We start from the raw sequence: 16987 nt of genomic DNA, 5'->3' as shown, positions 1-16987 counted from the left end.
TCCGTCTTTTTACTGCTGTTGTCATATCAGTGAAATTCTGCTTACTATTTCATATATATGCTTATTAATTGTAAGCAAGTCCTATGTTGCATGTGAAAAATAAAAGCCCATCCAGGTCTGCATTAGCATACCTGGATGGGCGAATTTTTAACTTCATTCAGCAGAAGTCCTCCACTTCTATAAGTGGGGGATAAATGAAAATGGTACTTCGATTCAGTGGGGATACAAACCCTGGCAGAATGAAGTTAAGCCTCCGGCGGATGTCTCGGATTTTTTAAAGGTTGTTTATCGAGCGAGCTCGATAAAAATCCGGACGCAAATTCGACGGGCAAATTTGATTTGGTTTCCTTAATTTTATCCTTTTCGAGTAAAACGAGAAGGGCGGGTAATAAAATGCCTCTAATTAAGAAGGTATCTAAAAGAATCCCTACTGCAACAATAAAGCCGAACACAAACAATAATTCAACCGGCTGTGTCATAAGGACAGCAAAGGTTGCAGCTAAGATAATTCCGGCTGAAGAAATCACACCGCCTGTGTGAGAAACGGCAATTTCGACTGCCTTCTTGACAGAGTGCTTAAGTCTTTCCTCCTGGAACCGTGATATTAAAATAATATTATAATCGATTCCAAGCGCCACTAAGAATACAAAGGAATACAGTGGAACCCTGTTTGAAATAGTCGCGATATCAAAGAATAAATCAGTTAAAAACATACCTAAGCCCAAGGCGGCAAGGAAGGAGACTAAGATGGTACCCATCATGTAAATCGGCATCCTAAAGGATTTTGTTAACACAATCAGTAATAGGAAAATTAACACGGTTTCCAACAGGACAATCACGATAAGGTCTCGGTTATTTGCGGAACGGTCATCCACCTTTTTCGCTGTTTCACCAGCAAAGTAGATTTTTCCGTTCAAACTACTGTCAGTTACCAACTTATCTACGTTGTCTCTCATCTTTTCCAAGGCATCCATTGTTTCAACTGCATAAGGACTTTCCTTAAATGTTAGGCTTAGATTGAGAACCTTTTGATCCTCAGTCAGACCGCTTAATCGGACGCTGTTGACTTGGTCCTGGTCTGACAGCACAGAGATTAATTGGTCCTGGTCCTCCTTCGTCAGGATGTCTTTTCCTTCAAAAAGAACAGTGGTCGGAGCTAAATCACCTTTATCAAACTCGGTTTCTAAAATTTCATATCCCATTCGAGATGGCATATCATCAGGAAATGACTTCATCGTATCGAATTCATAATTTAGACTGAATAGGTTGCTGGCTGATAGCAGTAAAATGATACCGATAACGGCTGCAGCAATACCTGGCTTCACTGTGACAAACCGGCCGATTTTACTCCAGATTGAATGGCTATTAACATGCTGGTCGCCCACATAAGGAACCTTAGGCCAAAAGGATTTTCTTCCAAAAAGTGTAAAGAGTGCTGGAATCAGCGTAATGGATGCTAGCATAATGATAGCCATCGTTGTGGCAAAGGTTGGTGCAAAATTACGATAATCGCCAAATTCAGCAAAGAACAGAACGAGCATCGCCGCTAATACCGTTCCTCCCGAAAAGAAAACAGGCATTCCGGTTTCCCGCATTGCAAATTTCATTGCTTCATACTTGTTTTCGTGCGCCTTCAATTCTTCACGGAAACGCGAGAAAACAAACAAGGAGTAATCAATCACAGCTGCAAATAGCAGGATGGTCATGATCGATAATGTCTGGTTACTCATCAGGAGTCCAGCTTTCCCCATTAAACCAAGAATTTGATAAACCACTTCGTATACGAAGGCTGTCCCTAGCAGGGGAATTAACGCTAATAATGGTGAACGGTAAATGACAATTAATAATATCAAGATTAAACCAACGGTTGATAGAATAAGAACAACATCAGCCCGTGAAAAAAGATTTAGGGAATCAACGGCAATTCCTGCAGGACCGGTTACGTATAAATCCAAGCTTGTGGCATCCTTTGCTATAATCTCAATCTGCTCTAATCTCGTTCTTAATTCCTTCGACTCTAAAGCGGAGTCAAAGGTCAGTGGGATCGCTGCTGTCTGTTTGTCTTCTGAAAGAAAACCATCCATTGCTTGAGGAGGAAGGGCTGTAAATGGTACAACCTGTTCAACACCTTCGACTTCTTCAATTTCTGTAAAGAAAGGAATGAGCTCCGCGAGTTCAATTTCTCCTTTGTCAGAGTGAAACACCAGTATTCCAGGAGTTCCATCATTTTCGGAAAAGTATTGATCCACTTTATTTTGTGCAATAACAGATGGTGCATCTTCAGGGATAGAATTAATGCTTGAGACTTCATAATCCTTTGCGCTTGGTGCAAAGATGGCTAACAATAAGGTGGCTACCAGCCAAATCATCAGTGTTAGCCACATTCCCCTTTTGGTTGTTACACGATCAGTAATAAAATGAATGATGTTTTTCATTTATCAAATCCCCTTATCTTGGTTTCTAGCTTCACCCTTCATGAGAATAGGACATTAAAGTGACGATTGTGTCACTTTTGAAAAAGGTCATGGGCTAAAGTATCAGTTATTATTATCAACAAAGGTGACACTAGTGTCAATTATTTAGAAACAAACATTCCATGACTAATAATTTCCTTTATTGATTGTACCCATTCTGAGTGCGGGATACCGAAATGATTTGGGATTGCGACAGATTGAAAGATAAAACCCAGCATTAATCCATTGGCAATATGAGGCTTTAACCTGGATTCATCCTTACCTAGCTGAATAAAGCTTTGCAGGTATCTATACATATCCAGATGTAGTTTGTCTAATTCCAATTTATTCCTTTTAACATTTTCGTTTACTTCAGTTGGAATTTGAGCACTCATCCCAATCAATTGATGTATTTCAGTTTTTCTTAAAATAATCTCTAAAAGATAATCAAATTGAGCATCAAAGCCTGAATATTGTTCAATTTTTCTTAATTCAACCAAGAACTGATTCATTTCATGAAGCATAAAGTCAGTGATTAATTCATCCTTATTCTTGTAGTATTTATAAATCGCTCCTCTTGATACATCTAAATGATCTGCCAGAAGACTAAAGGAGAAGCCTTCATAACCATGATGTAGAAGAAGCTCTTTTGTTAATTGGTATAATTCATCTTTAGAAAACTTTCGCTCGCGTGCCATTTGCTCACCTCGGGTCTTATTATACCACCTGTTATCCGAAATGTTCATTCGAGATTTCTGTTGCTTTTAACTTCATTCAACAGAAGTCCTCCACTTCTACAAGTGGGGGATGAATGCAAACTGTACTTCGATTCAGTGGGGGTTCAAATCCCGGCTGAATGAAGTTAAGCCTCCGGCGGATGTCACGGATTTTTTAGGGGTAATTTATCGGGCGAGCTCAGGTAATCCGGACGCAAATTCGACGGGCGAATTTGATTATTATAAAAATAAAGAAAAAAAGGCTAATATCCTAGCAGATTTCTGCAGAGATACTAGCCAAAATAAGTGGTTGTTTAAGAATATCAACTTGTTTAAATAGTAGAATAACTATTTTGAAAATGCAAGTGAAAACATAAATGTTCAAGACATATATATTAATTGTTTATAGATAGTTGAATATTAATTAATTATATCACTATGTAAGTAGGGACTGTTTTAACGTTAGGAGAGGAGTGTTCTAGGGGGAAATTAAGACAAAAAACCAATTCTCTTTCTATAGGGGAGAATTGGTTTCTGAACCATGTTGATATTCAATATAGTTATTCAAGAATAATCATCCTAACTTTTCATTGATTTATATCATTAGGGTTATTATTATACAATTTTACAGTTTTTCGTATAAGGCTAAACGTTTTTTTCCATAATCGTTGATTGATTTTTTCATATCATTTAATAAATCTCTTATTAATTTTTTCACTATGTGACACCCTTTCTCTAGTTGATGGTTTTATTATCTTATATAGGGGAAATATTGGCAAAGTACATGAAAACGGAAACAACAGTAATGAAAACGAACATCATACCTAATTTTCTCTAAATATCTGTTCATATCTTTAATTTTCGTCTTTTTTAAAAAGACAAAAGAATATCATCCAAAGGTTTGGAATATGAATTAATAGAAACCAGTTTTTTCATTCATTAGCTGCTATAAATCCTGATGACGATTTGAAAGTTAGCCCCCCTCCTATAATAGCGAAATTATGGATTGAAATATTTTGCAAATATGGATGTAGTAGAAAATCCATAATCCTGATATATTCTGTTTATCGCGAAAAGTGAAAAAATGGAGGTAAAACAATGATTACAGGTACAGATCGAGTAAAAAGAGGTATGGCGGAAATGCAAAAGGGCGGCGTCATAATGGATGTTGTAAATGCAGAGCAGGCAAAAATTGCGGAGGAAGCCGGTGCCGTTGCAGTTATGGCATTGGAGCGTGTTCCTTCTGATATTCGTGCTGCTGGCGGCGTAGCAAGAATGGCTGATATTTCAATTGTTGAAGAGGTTATGAATGCGGTTAGTATCCCTGTAATGGCCAAAGCTAGAATTGGTCATATTGTGGAAGCTAGAGTACTAGAATCTCTTGGTGTTGATTACATAGATGAAAGTGAAGTTTTAACACCGGCGGATGAAGAATACCATTTAAATAAAAAAGAGTATACCGTTCCATTTGTATGCGGTTGTCGAGATTTAGGTGAAGCGGCCCGTCGTATTGGTGAAGGTGCTTCAATGCTCCGGACAAAAGGTGAGCCAGGAACAGGGAATATCGTTGAAGCTGTCCGTCATATACGCAAGGTTAATGCGCAGGTTCGCAAGATTGTTCATATGAGTGAGGATGAGTTAATGACAGAGGCGAAGTTTCTTGGTGCACCATATGAAATACTGCTACAAATTAAAGAGCATGGCAAGCTACCAGTTGTCAATTTTGCTGCCGGGGGTGTAGCAACACCAGCTGATGCAGCTTTAATGATGGAATTAGGCGCAGACGGGGTATTTGTTGGCTCAGGGATTTTTAAATCTGAAAATCCTGCTAAATTTGCGAGAGCCATTGTAGAAGCTACGACTCATTATCAGGATTATAAGTTAATTGCTGAGTTATCAAAAGGACTTGGTGCTGCTATGAAAGGAATAGAAATCTCGACGCTTGCTCCTGAAAATCGGATGCAGGAACGCGGCTGGTAAGGGGTTTTTGAAATGATAAGTATAGGAATATTAGGCTTGCAGGGGGCTGTTCGAGAGCATGTACGCTCTGTCCAAGCCTGTGGTGCCGAAGCTGTCGTTGTAAAACGAGTAGAGGAATTAGAAGGGATCGATGGATTGATTATCCCTGGTGGTGAAAGCACAACAATGAGGAAACTAATTGATCAGTATGGTTTTATGGAACCATTAAAGGTGTTTGCGGCAAAGGGAAAACCAATGTTTGGAACCTGTGCCGGTTTGATTCTGCTTGCTAAGGAACTTGTGGGAAATACTGAGTCCCACCTTGGCATATTCGATGTAGCTGTTGAACGTAACTCCTTTGGACGCCAAAAGGATAGCTTTGAGGCAGAGTTGCACATTCGAGGCTTGGACGAGCCCTTTGTTGGTGTGTTCATTCGTGCACCACATATTGTAATGGCAGGGGAAAATGTTGAAATTCTTGCCAAGCATGAGGGTAGGATTGTGGCGGCTCGTGAAGGACAGATTCTTGGCTGTTCCTTTCATCCAGAGCTGACAGAGGATCATCGAATGACAGAATTGTTTATGGAAATGGTTCGAGAATCTATTACCATTCATGAGGGATAAGGAAGTTTATGAAGAGGCTTGCTATCATCGCAGGCCTTTTTCTATGGACAAATAGGATTCTATAATATCCAGTTCTATGAAAGTTCATAGAATCACCATCTAGTTTATGATAAAATAATATTCAGAACATTCATAAAATATAATAAAAGGAATTAGTGTCCAATGAATAAATTAAATCAGTTATCAATGGTGAAAAAGGTTACAGAGGATATCTATTTATTATCTATACCCGTTCCATTTGGAATGAAGCAGATGAATTGTTATTTACTGCGAGGAGAAAGTGGATTTACGGTAATTGATACGGGTGTGTATTCAATAGAGGGAATGGATATATGGAGCAGAATTATGGATATGGGTGTCGCCATTGAGAAGGTTGTTTTGACCCATTATCATGTGGATCATTTAGGGCTCGCCAAATGGTTTCAGGAAAAGCATGGGGTGCCAGTTTATATTTCGAATATCGGTTACAGGGAAATTAAAAGAAGGCAAAAGAAGGATTATCGAGAATATGTTATACGCTTGTTTAATCAGCATGGAAACTCAGACCATTATTCACCAAGGGGATCAGAATATGATCAGTATATTTATGACTTTATACCGAATGGATTATTCGATGAAGGTCAGCCTATTAGGTTAGGTAATGAAATGTATGAAGCGATCTGGACACCTGGCCACTCTGCAGATCATTTCTGTTTTTATCAGCAGAAGCAACAGATTATGATTGTTGGTGATCTTGTATTAGATAAAATCTCCCCTGTCGTATTAATTGAATCTCCTCAAGATATAAATCCTCTTAAGGAATACTTCATATCATTTGAAAAGGTCGAGAAGCTAAATGTATCCATTGCACTACCTGGCCATGGGAAGGTGATTGAAAATGTAAATAAGCGGATGGAGGAAATTCGCTTAGGGCACGAGCACCGTCTAGAGGAAATGATTACAGCCATAAAAGATGAGGCAAAGACTTCATTTAAAGTTGCAGGGGAAATATATGGAAAGGGAAAGACGCATAAATCTGCTCCCCAATTAATGGCTACGATTACACGATTTATTTATCTTGAGTCAATTGGAAAAGTGAAGTCTCAAATTAGAGATGGGATATTATTCTATAGCTTAGCTAAATAATATTTAGAAATTCATCACCTGTTTGAAACTAGGTGATGAATTCATTTTTTAAATAAGGTTAAATCAGTACACAGGCTAGTCGCTTAATTCCTTCAATAATCTTAGCGGATTCAAGATGGGCGAAGCCAAGCAGCAAACCTTTGCGTGGGCTTTCTAAACAATAAGGACTGAGCGGGAAGACCCCAACACCTGTTTTTAATGCCTCGTTAACTGCTTTGTATTCATCAAAGTGTTCGTCGCCCTCCAATAGTACATGGAGTCCTGATTCAGTTCCGCTTATATGAAATCGCTCTGCTAACCCGGATAATGTTAAAGTGTTTATGACATCACGATGGCGCTTATGATAAATCGAGCGCATTCTTCTGACATGTCTAAGAAGGTCGCCTGTTTCGAAGAATTGTCCAAGTGCAAGCTGCTCCATAATTGGCAGGTGACGGCAGACAAACTCTTGAACCTTTGCCATCCTGCTGATGGCCTCTTCTGGTCCAATGACAGCTGCTAAGCGGATGCCGGGAGCTAACAGCTTTGTGAAGCTTAATAGGTATAAAATATTGGTCGGCAATTGAGAATATAAGCTTGGCATTGGACCACCGCGATAACGGAATTCTCCGTCATAGTCATCTTCAATAATCCAGGTTTGATTTTGCTTGGCAAACTGAATTAATTCTTGCCTGCGGTTCGCCGTCATCAGTACGCCGCTAGGGAATTGATGGGATGGAGTTGTAAAAATCATTTTTGTATGTGGAGAAATTTGGTCAACACAAATGCCCTGATTATCAACCGGAATCGGTTCAATTTTCATATTACGGTAACGCATCGATGACCAGGCTACTGGAAATCCTGGATCCTCAACAGACACTTGATCCCCTTCCTGAAGCAGTGCTTGGGCGATGATATCCATTGTTTGTCTTGCCCCTAGGGTAAGAAGGATTTGATTAGGCTGCACATGGATACCTCTTTCAATCGCTAAATAGCGGCTGATTTGTTCACGAACAGAAAATAAGCCATAGGGGGAGCTATAGCCCCAGTCAAATACATTCTCTTCTTTCATCGCTACATTGGATGCACGCCGCCAGGACTTTTGGAAAATGGGATCAATATAGGGTACATGGAGGCGAAAATCAATTTCTGCTATCTCCTTATGATTCACTTCAGGCCAGTGCTCCACACCTTCCTTTTTTTCTTCAAGAAACGGGTTGGGTGGAATTGTAGGAACCGCCTGCTCTATTGGGAAGGTATCATTATCTGGCATAATATCACAAACACGGGTCCCGCCTCTTCTTGAAGTAATCACGTATCCGCGTGACTGCAGCTCCTCATAAGCAATTTGCACCGTAGACCTTGAAATCGAAAGCTCCTGTGCCAGCTGTCGGCTTGGAACCAATGGATCCCCAGGTGAAAGCTGTCCATTTGTAATATATTCAATCACTTGATCAACAATCTGCAGCCATAGTGTCCTCTTATCATTTTTATCAAGCTTAATATACATAATGATTCAAAACCCCTAATCTATGAATATGGATTACTATTATTATCATAAAATAGTTTAATATATAAATCCATAATAATTCGGTGTCAGGCACAGAAAATGGACAATATGCTTAATTTTGCACTCCTGAAAGAGACACCGAAGTGGTGCTATATTTTTGGGTTTTCTAGTAACGACTGACCATTTCGCCTCGAATAATTACTTTGGCTTCTAGCTCTAGCAGAAGGAGTTTATCTATTACCTCGGATTCAGTGGTATGGAGCTTTTTTGCGAGAGTAGAAATTTCAGTTGGACATTCAGTAAGGCAATTTAGAATAAAGTCTTCTTCTTGAAATAGTTGAGGAGTAAAAGTGGGTTTTACGGAATGGGATAGCGTAATGCCATCAACCCCTAAATAGGGCACTGCTCCTTGAGAAAGAAGTAAATTACAGCCCTTTCCTTCAGGTGAATAGATAGAATGTGGAACAGCATAAATGGTTTTTCCTTGCTTATTAGCGAAATCAGCAGTCCAGAGGGCACCGCTTTTTTGACTGGCTTCCACAACAATCAACTCTTCAGACCAAGCGCTAATGAGAGCATTTCTTTGCAAGAATTGTTTGGGACTTGGCGTTGTTCCAGGAGGATATTGGGAGAGGAATACTCCTCCATTTTCAATTGTTTTATGATAGAGCTTTTCCTGCTCTCTCGGATAACAAATATCGACACCGCCGGCAAGGAAAAGGATTGTATAACCTCCATGATTAATACAGGAGGATTGAGTATAGCTGTCAATTCCTTTTGCAAATCCACTTATAAGGGGAATGCCTTGTGAAGCCAAATGAATCCCTATTTCCTCAGCAGTTTTTCTGCCATATGCTGTACATCGTCTTGAACCAACAACGCCAATCGAGTGTGTGATTTCCTTTAAATGCCCTCTGTAGTAAAGCAAAATAGGTGATTCTTTAGCAGACTTTGCAAATGTAGGATAAAGATGATTAGAAAATGATAGTAGTTTTATGCCCTTTTGATCACACTTCTCAAGTATTCTTTTGGCAACTTCTAAATCTCGGTTGTTTATTATAGAGTGAACTGCACGTTTGTTCAACTTCGGGATACTTTCCAGCTTAGCACGTGACGCATGATAGATGTCCTTAGGTGATTCAAATTCCTTTAATATTCTCTTTTGTAATACTGGACCTATGTATGAAAGTAAACTGAACCATATCCAGTAAGTATCCATATAAACTATCCCCTTTTTTGAAAAATATAATTATCTTTTTCTACATCTCTGCTGAATAGACTTTTCTTCATATGGTGGCTTTGTATAGTAGGCTCCCCTTCAAGGTCAGCGATGGTGCGAGCATTTTTATATATTTGTGTATGGTTCTCCCGCTGTATTCAAAGTGTTTAGCGGCTTTAGAGAGTAGCTTTTCTGACTCTTCATCAAGTGAGCAAAACTCATCAAGTAAGGAGGCAGGAAGCTGACCATTGCAGGTAATCTCTCGATAATTTTTGTAACGCTCTGCTTGGATGATTCGCGCCCGTTCAATTTCTGCTTGAATCTCTAAAGAACTTTTTCCGTTATTTTTATGGTTGAAAATATCAACTACAATCACATATTTTTGAATATCCATTCGATCAAGGATAGGTCCAGAAATCTTTTTGCGGTAGGATAGTATCTCGTAATCTGTGCAACGACAGAGACTTTGACCAAAATATCCACATGGGCAAGGGTTCATATACAAATACACAAAAATAGTTTTAACAATATCATTTTTAAAATACAAAAAGGATAATAGGAAAATTTTTAAGTACCAAAAAAAGACCGTCATAGGACGGTCTTTTGATAACTAATGCATCTCTTTATTGGAAAGATTAAGAAACGTTTCGGTTACACCAATGGCTTGGTTTATCTAAATAACTTGGAATTTTAGTATGAATATCCCCAATCGCTGAATTGATTTGTGACTGTGTAAGAAAGAGAGCCTCTGTCAAGTTAGCACCACTTAAATCTGCGTCTCTAAGGTCAGCCCCAATAAAATCAGCCCTTCTCAAATCACTTTGGCTTAAATTTGTTGCTATCATTAGTTTTCCACGAAAATCTTCGCCTTGCAAGTTTAACCCTTTTAGATTTGCTCCTAGGTAGTCTAAATCTTTCTTTATCCTGTGCTTTTTACCTTTTTTATTCATGGCGGCTCTATACACTCTGCTAGTCTCTATTAGTAGAGCGTTGACCTTGCTTCTATGTGATGGAATATCTATCTCTAAAATCTCTTTAGGCTTTTTTACAGTTAGTTCAAAGGTTTCATCATAAATCTTTTGCAGGCTTGATTGAAATGATTGGGTTTCCTTCAAAGCCAGTGCTTGTTTGAGATACCAAAGCATTTCATGCAGTTGTTGCACAAGGGGGAATACAGCAAACATTTCTTCAGCGTGTTCAAAATCCTCACGCCAGTCTTTGCCATTATAAATAGACTGTGAAACATGCTGACCAGCACCAAAGCACTCGTAAGATACACAACCACGAAAACCTTTATCCCTTAATTTATCATGTATAGAACACAAATTATTAGAACATAGATTTCGGCAAGGTTCTCCTCCGGCTTTGTTGAAAGGAAAATCTGACGATTTACCATAGGGCAATGCTACACAGCACAACCCAAAGCAATTTTTACAATCTGATTTTAAATCATTAATCATTATTAAACACTTCCTATAATCTACATAGAATATTATCAAGTATATATGAACAAGCAAACTGTTAATAGAGTTAAATAAAAACAATATATTAAAATCTTTTTTAAAAAGAAGGAATCTCTTGACACTTACCCAATAACATGTTAGTACACCATCAAGATAGAAAGGACAACTTCCTCAAGTTCACTCTTGAAAGAATGGCTGAGTCTCAAACTCTAGAAAAATACAATAGAAAGTAATGGTGAGACTCAACTTTTTAAAAAAAACTAAACTAATGAAAGGTGGGAAAACAGACGAAAAAGTAGGTATTGACAAATGAAAAATTAGTAAAAACACGTAAAAACTTTAATAACTTTTTGAGCCAAATTGACAGGCTCTCTACCGTTTAAAAACGGTCTCAACATAACACACTTATGAGTAAAAAGCAAGACCTACATTGTAGTGCAAAAGAAAGTACAAAGTTTTGCTTTTTAAACTTTGTACTTTCTTTTGCACTCCTAACCGCAGCGAAGCGAGACGGTTATAAAAGGGCAGCCTAAACGCTTTAACGGTTAGGCTGCGAAAGAATGAAAAAAATAATGTAGGGGCGAAAAAAAAGATAATGAAAGGAAAAATAAGAAATTAATAGGGAAATGAATATTTTTTATGAATTTTTCGGCTTTATGAAGGGAGGTGACGAAAAATGGGGAAAAGAAATACAAGCATGAAATACCAAGTAAAAAGTTGCTTAGATGAAATTATATTAATTAACAAGGATTATAGAGATGAAAAGTTTGAAGAAATGACCGGCGCAGTGCTTAGTGACACCTCAAAAAAAGATTTTAAAAATGTCAAGATTGATAGTGAATTTAAGTCAAAAAAAGGGGAAACATTGCAGCGAAAACTATCGGAAAAATATATTTTTTCCATTCGCTCGGCAAAAGATACTTTAGAACGTTGCAATCATTTTGTAAGTTGGCTAAAAGTAAATTATCCAGAAGTTAAAAAACTTCGTCAAATAAATGAAAATCATTGCATTGAGTTCCTGACAGAAAAGAAAGAGTCTTGCAAAGAACGGACTCTATTAAGTTATAAAAATGCCTTAATGAAATTATCTCATTCTGCAAATGTCAAGTTCGGAAATAAATCATTCTACACTGACAAAGTAAGAAACTTTAATATAAAAAAGGAAGGCGAACGGAACGGAGATACTAAAAACGCTAGACAAGTCACAAGACGTTTTTATACAGATAACCAGATAGAAAGGATTTTATCCAATGTCAAGGGTATATATAAAAATCCAATTTTGACTATGGCATATTTAGGTGCGAGAGTACATGAGTTGGCTGGCATTAAGAAAGAACACATTACATTGGAAAGTAACGATTTAGCATATACAGAAAAAGATAAATTTGTCAACAAACAAAATACTGTGTACATAAAAGGAAAAAACGGCAAATTATCGAGATCGGTTGATTCGATTTGGTATGGAATTAATCGAACAAATTTGCGAGTTTCACGATGTGAAAATAGAAGTCATTAATCAAACAGAAGACAAAACATATGAACAAGAAATGGTAGAAGATATATTATCCATTTTAACGGTATTTAGTAGTCGGTTATATGGAAGTAGAAGCCATAAGTCAAAAAAATTAAAACAAATGGTGGAAGAAGTTATAAAAGAATAAAATTATTCAAACTTACTTATTANTCCGTAAAATATTACAGTGGGTTGCTTCTAAACGTGGGAAACAATATAAAATGGTAAACGAAAGAAATACAACCAAAGAATGTTGTGTTTGTGGTCATAAAGAAAAGAAAGAACCGGAGGTTCGTTTGTTTATTTGTCTTTCTTGTGGACATACCATTGTTCGTGACTTAAATAGTGCCATTAATATGGCTAAAAAGATACAAATATTGTCTGGCTCGGACTGGGTGAAAAAGTGGAAGCTCGCTTGTATCACCTATGCGGTAAGGTATGATTTGTTCGCAAATCATGAGAAACCGATTGCATCCGTTAGAAATAGCGGTGCAAATAAATTGAATCCTATGGCTTGACCAAGGGAGCAAGGTTTACTGGAAAACTTGCCTCTAAGTAGTATTTAAGTAAGTTTAGGTAAATTTTGTAGAGCGGCAAGGTTGAAGACAATTTTCTGCTGAGGAAAAATAAAATGTGTATGAGTAATGGCTGCCTCTATGCGTTCCTTCGCCTCCCTCACAGCCTTATCGCCAAGACCAACGATAGATACGGAAGGCGGTCCGAAAAGTACGTCTGTCTCGACTTCAACAATCTGACCTTCAATCCCAGATAGAGCGAAGCTTTTAAGTGTGGTTGCCATAGTCTAATTTCTCCTTTGTAGTACTAATAGTAGTAAACTCTATATAATATTGAACTGGTGGGTTAGGAAAGAGAGATAAGGATTTGGATTTGAGTAGTGGATATGATATGATGTGATGTCAGGTACCCTAAAAGGACAGATAGATGGAAATTGTCTTTTTAGGGTGTCTGACACCAAATTGTGAAAGGGTTTACATAATTGGTTATCAACAGCATTAATTTGCCACTTTGATGTATAAGTTGTATTTATTTTTAATATTCTTGTACGTATCAAGGTCCTTTAGGTCAGATCGCAGGCTGTCGCATGTACAATGAGTTAGTCTGTTCCTATGGTCGATTTTTATCCATTCGCTATCTTTAAGCTCTTTATTACAAATCTTGCATACTCCCATCATATATTTCTCCCTTCCATATTTGTGTATTTATTCACATTCTAACACAAAATTTTCTAAAAGAATTTGAATATTCATTGAATGTTTATTTTGTAAGAAGAACAATTATTGATACATTGTTCACTTATTCACATTTTAGCATGCATTAATTATATATGTCTATCAATATTAATTAATATATGTGTAAAACAAAAAGGTGTCAGGCACCTAAAAAGACAAATGGCTACCATTTGTCTTTTTAGGTGCCTGACACCGAGTTAACCTATGATGCCGGTTGTACTTAGGAATACGAGGATGATGACAATGGGGACAACCCATGTCATTAATAGCTTCCAGGCTTGCAGGGAAGACTGACTTAATGTATTAGCTTGGAAAAACTCTTGTTTTACAAGAGTTTGATTCATTTTATAAATAATAAAGAATGCGATTAGTAAGTTTCCGAGCGGGAGCATAATGTTGCTGACCAAATAATCAGTTAGGTCAAATACAGTCCTGTCAAACCACTTAAAGTCCGCTAGTAGGCTGGATGATAATGCAGCAGGAATACCGGCAATAAATACAATGAAGCCTGAAATCCAGGAAACTCGTTTGCGCGAATATTTTCCGTTAGCTGTAAAAGCTGCCACAATAATTTCTAATAAGCTAAAGGAAGAGGTGAGTGTAGCAAAAAGAAACAGGATTAAAAATAAGCTAAGAAACAATTCTCCAAATGGCAGCTGGCCAAAGACTGTCGGCAGGACAATAAAGAGAAGTCCAGGTCCCTCTGTGGGCTCCAATCCGAAGGAAAAGACAACAGGGAAAATAGCCAGTCCAGCAAGCAATGAGACAAAAATATTCATGAACACTACTGAACTTGCTGATGCAGGAATGCTGACATTTTTATCTAAATAAGAACTATAGGTAACCATACAGGAAAATCCAACTGCTAAGGCAAAAAAGGACTGACCTAGAGCATATAGCACAGATTGACTTGTCATTTCGGAAAAGTCTGGCTCAAGGAAAAACCTCACACCCTCGATTGCACCTTCCAATGTTAACGAGCGGACAACTAGAATAATAAAAAAGATGAAAAGCAGTGGCATCATATATTTATTTGCCTTTTCAATACCATTTTGAACACCTAAGGCAATGATGACAATGTTAATAAGTAAAAAGCTAGCGAGTCCTAATAATGTAATACCCGGGCTGCTAGTTACCATGCCGAATAACTCTGGATAATTCGCACCGGGATGAATGACACGACCAAAAATTGATAACAGGCTGTAAATTAAGACCCAGCCCCCAACAACACAATAAAAAGAGAGAAGTAGAAAGCAGCCAGCTACTCCAAGGCGACCGATGTTTATCCACAAGCTCTTTGGTGCCAAAGCTTTATATGCGCTAATCGCTTCTCTACCAGTGCCGCGTCCAATAATAAACTCTGAGATTAGCATCGGAAGACCGATTATTAATGTAAAAATAACAAAGATAAGAAAAAATGCTCCGCCACCGCTAATTCCTGTGACGTACGGAAATTTCCATATTGCTCCCAAACCAATGGCAGCACCTGCTGAGGATAATATGAATCCCAGCTTCGATGACCACTTTTCTGTCTTTTTTTCCATAGAAATTCCTCCAAATACGTTGAACCTTTCATGTCTTGTAACATCATAACATAATTATGTTTGAAACAAACAGGTTGATTGATATAGTCAATAGGGGGCTTTAAGCATAATTAATCGATTCTCCCATATACTGTACTGTTATGAACATGTACAAGGGGGGAATGCTTTGCAATTTTATTATGGGTCACAAATGCCTTTACGTATTTTGGATGAAGCTGAATTTTGGAAGCAGCAGGAAGCTGAACATACGGTGGTAATCAGGTCACTTGTACCAAATCTTGAAGCAAAGTATGTAGAAGCCTTGGAGGAATGGGAGGCAGCACTTAGTGAAACACATCAGAAGGTGATACGGTTTATTGAGACGGTTACTCGTACAGGATATAAAATTACCCAAGCTCTGCAGCAGCAGGTGATGCATTTAGTTTCCTTTTGTCTGCAGCAAAGCCTGCAGTTCATCAAGCTTTGTCAGCAAATCAAAAACGAGAGCAAGGTCGTGAGCGCAAATCCAACCGCGAAAGTCGTCTTAGATCATATTATTCGCGAGTCAGAATACTTTGTCGGGATTGCTCAAGCCCTTCTATATCAGCAGCAGCCATAAGAATCTATATCAAATTCGCCCGTAGAATTTGCGTCCGGATTACCTGAGCTCGCTCGATAAACTACCTTTAAAAAATAAAGCAGTGCTTACATCCAGCACTGCTTTTTCCTATCTATTATAATAACGTATAAAATCAAAGTTGGAGGTAGGGACCTTTTTGATGACTTCACCTTGCTCATTTTTGTAAATCTCATATTCTCTAAAGGTTTCCACTGTATAGTCATCCCTTATTGTTTTGTCCTCAAGAATCATTTCCAGCATGTATTCCTGCGTTAATCCTTCGATATCCTCGGTGCCGCTTTCATTCGATTCTTCTCCTGTAACAGCTGGTTCACTAATTAACCCTTCGTCCACTCCTTGAATCTCAGCTCGTATGACCTCATTCGGAATACTGGAGATGGTAACATGATCTTTATTTATTAGAGAATAAGGTGATTCTAAGTAGATTAATAGAATTATGGTAATGATAAGTCCAACGATAGGTATAGCCGGTTTCATTTTGTATCAACTCCTTCAAGCAACGTATTGATCTAATCTACTGGGTCAAGACGATATAACGGAGTGCCTGTCTATCTATATATATTCATGTCCACTTCTTCTATTACTGATGTCCACACTTTGTTAACAATTACGGAAATTCTCACTTTCGAACGTGATATTCATCACTTTGATTATATTTAGAAGGAGTATACTTTCAATATGAGAATTGTTCTCATCGATAATATATAAAACATGAATAAAGTTAAGATAAATTCTCACTAACGGGGTGAGTAAAAAAATGGAAAAAACAATCGACTTTCAAAAGACAGTTTATGAAATATGTACAGAAGATCCAAATGTGATGGAAATCATGAAGGAGCTCGGCTTTGATCAAATCACGAAGGCTGGAATGCTACAGACAGCAGGCCGAGTGATGACAATTGCCAAGGGAGCACGCATGAAGGGAATCGAGCTGGCTGATATCGTGCAAACATTCGAACGTAACGGATATACCGTTAAGCAATAGGTACGTTAAAAAATACGAACAAATTGAT

16 protein-coding genes and 1 pseudogene are annotated in these 16987 nt (G+C 37.9%); 8 read left to right on the top strand and 9 right to left on the bottom strand.

Annotated elements, in window-relative coordinates; all coding sequences use genetic code 11:
* Nucleotides 1-245: 245 nt before the first annotated feature.
* A complete protein-coding gene (locus BQ5321_RS22170) occupies nucleotides 246-2435 on the bottom strand; it encodes an MMPL family transporter (protein ID WP_084786891.1) in 2190 nt (729 codons plus the stop codon).
* Between the two features lie 140 nt (nucleotides 2436-2575).
* Nucleotides 2576-3151: a TetR/AcrR family transcriptional regulator gene (locus BQ5321_RS22165; protein ID WP_071396522.1), complete on the bottom strand. Its 576-nt coding sequence runs from the start codon at nucleotides 3149-3151 to the stop codon at nucleotides 2576-2578.
* Between the two features lie 1116 nt (nucleotides 3152-4267).
* On the opposite strand from BQ5321_RS22165, the gene pdxS reads away from it, so the two are divergent.
* The 3 genes from pdxS to BQ5321_RS22145 all read left to right on the top strand — a co-directional run bounded on the left by pdxS (nucleotide 4268) and on the right by BQ5321_RS22145 (nucleotide 6877).
* Nucleotides 4268-5149 carry a pyridoxal 5'-phosphate synthase lyase subunit PdxS gene (gene pdxS, locus BQ5321_RS22155; RefSeq protein ID WP_071396520.1) on the top strand — a complete coding sequence of 294 codons (882 nt, stop codon included), beginning with the start codon at nucleotides 4268-4270 and terminating at the stop codon, nucleotides 5147-5149.
* 12 nt (nucleotides 5150-5161) lie between these two features.
* On the top strand, nucleotides 5162-5752 hold the full coding sequence (pdxT, locus tag BQ5321_RS22150; RefSeq protein WP_071396519.1) for a pyridoxal 5'-phosphate synthase glutaminase subunit PdxT: 591 nt from the start codon (nucleotides 5162-5164) through the stop codon (nucleotides 5750-5752).
* 162 nt (nucleotides 5753-5914) lie between these two features.
* Nucleotides 5915-6877: an MBL fold metallo-hydrolase gene (locus BQ5321_RS22145; protein WP_071396518.1), complete on the top strand. Its 963-nt coding sequence runs from the start codon at nucleotides 5915-5917 to the stop codon at nucleotides 6875-6877.
* A gap of 58 nt (nucleotides 6878-6935) precedes the next feature.
* Here BQ5321_RS22145 and pdxR read toward each other — a convergent pair whose 3' ends face one another.
* The 4 genes and pseudogenes from pdxR to BQ5321_RS22125 form a co-directional block, all read right to left on the bottom strand.
* Nucleotides 6936-8366 (bottom strand): MocR-like pyridoxine biosynthesis transcription factor PdxR, encoded by a 1431-nt coding sequence (pdxR, locus tag BQ5321_RS22140; RefSeq protein ID WP_071396517.1) that lies wholly within the window; start codon nucleotides 8364-8366, stop codon nucleotides 6936-6938.
* 166 nt (nucleotides 8367-8532) lie between these two features.
* Nucleotides 8533-9585 (bottom strand): DNA-processing protein DprA, encoded by a 1053-nt coding sequence (gene dprA, locus BQ5321_RS22135; RefSeq protein WP_071396516.1) that lies wholly within the window; start codon nucleotides 9583-9585, stop codon nucleotides 8533-8535.
* 5 nt (nucleotides 9586-9590) lie between these two features.
* Nucleotides 9591-10084: pseudogene (locus BQ5321_RS22130) on the bottom strand (magnesium chelatase subunit ChlI family protein).
* A 136-nt stretch (nucleotides 10085-10220) separates the two neighbouring features.
* Nucleotides 10221-11045, bottom strand: coding sequence for a pentapeptide repeat-containing protein (locus BQ5321_RS22125; protein ID WP_071396514.1), 825 nt, complete (start codon nucleotides 11043-11045; stop codon nucleotides 10221-10223).
* A gap of 679 nt (nucleotides 11046-11724) precedes the next feature.
* On the opposite strand from BQ5321_RS22125, the gene BQ5321_RS22120 reads away from it, so the two are divergent.
* Genes BQ5321_RS22120 through BQ5321_RS22115 form a run of 3 tightly spaced genes read left to right on the top strand, consistent with a single transcriptional unit; the run spans nucleotide 11725 to nucleotide 13079 of the window.
* The gene (locus BQ5321_RS22120) at nucleotides 11725-12564 is read left to right on the top strand and encodes a site-specific integrase (protein ID WP_071396513.1); all 840 of its coding nucleotides are present in this window, start codon (nucleotides 11725-11727) and stop codon (nucleotides 12562-12564) included.
* Nucleotides 12545-12709, top strand: coding sequence for a recombinase family protein (locus BQ5321_RS24155; protein WP_200798722.1), 165 nt, complete (start codon nucleotides 12545-12547; stop codon nucleotides 12707-12709). The genes BQ5321_RS22120 and BQ5321_RS24155 overlap by 20 nt, the downstream gene beginning before the upstream one ends.
* Nucleotide 12710: 1 nt before the next feature.
* On the top strand, nucleotides 12711-13079 hold the full coding sequence (locus BQ5321_RS22115; protein ID WP_315970119.1) for a zinc ribbon domain-containing protein: 369 nt from the start codon (nucleotides 12711-12713) through the stop codon (nucleotides 13077-13079).
* 44 nt (nucleotides 13080-13123) lie between these two features.
* Here the strand turns inward: BQ5321_RS22115 and BQ5321_RS22110 are convergent, their stop codons facing one another.
* Nucleotides 13124-13360 carry a magnesium chelatase domain-containing protein gene (locus BQ5321_RS22110; RefSeq protein ID WP_071396511.1) on the bottom strand — a complete coding sequence of 79 codons (237 nt, stop codon included), beginning with the start codon at nucleotides 13358-13360 and terminating at the stop codon, nucleotides 13124-13126.
* A gap of 648 nt (nucleotides 13361-14008) precedes the next feature.
* Nucleotides 14009-15355: a sodium-dependent transporter gene (locus BQ5321_RS22105; RefSeq protein ID WP_071396510.1), complete on the bottom strand. Its 1347-nt coding sequence runs from the start codon at nucleotides 15353-15355 to the stop codon at nucleotides 14009-14011.
* Nucleotides 15356-15521: 166 nt separating this feature from the next.
* Between BQ5321_RS22105 and BQ5321_RS22100 the strand changes: the two genes are divergently transcribed.
* Nucleotides 15522-15953, top strand: a complete 432-nt coding sequence (locus BQ5321_RS22100; protein WP_071396509.1) for a DUF2935 domain-containing protein — start codon at nucleotides 15522-15524, stop codon at nucleotides 15951-15953.
* A 108-nt stretch (nucleotides 15954-16061) separates the two neighbouring features.
* Here the strand turns inward: BQ5321_RS22100 and BQ5321_RS22095 are convergent, their stop codons facing one another.
* Nucleotides 16062-16451: a hypothetical protein gene (locus BQ5321_RS22095; RefSeq protein WP_071396508.1), complete on the bottom strand. Its 390-nt coding sequence runs from the start codon at nucleotides 16449-16451 to the stop codon at nucleotides 16062-16064.
* Between the two features lie 280 nt (nucleotides 16452-16731).
* Here BQ5321_RS22095 and BQ5321_RS22090 point away from each other — a divergent pair, with 280 nt between their 5' ends.
* Nucleotides 16732-16959: a DUF1858 domain-containing protein gene (locus tag BQ5321_RS22090; protein WP_071396507.1), complete on the top strand. Its 228-nt coding sequence runs from the start codon at nucleotides 16732-16734 to the stop codon at nucleotides 16957-16959.
* Nucleotides 16960-16987 lie beyond the last annotated feature (28 nt).

The sequence above is a fragment of the Bacillus tuaregi genome (assembly GCF_900104575.1).
Classification (GTDB): domain Bacteria; phylum Bacillota; class Bacilli; order Bacillales; family Cytobacillaceae; genus Bacillus_BD; species Bacillus_BD tuaregi.
Note: the sequence above shows the minus strand (reverse complement) of the source record. Positions and strands in the feature narration are given on the sequence as shown.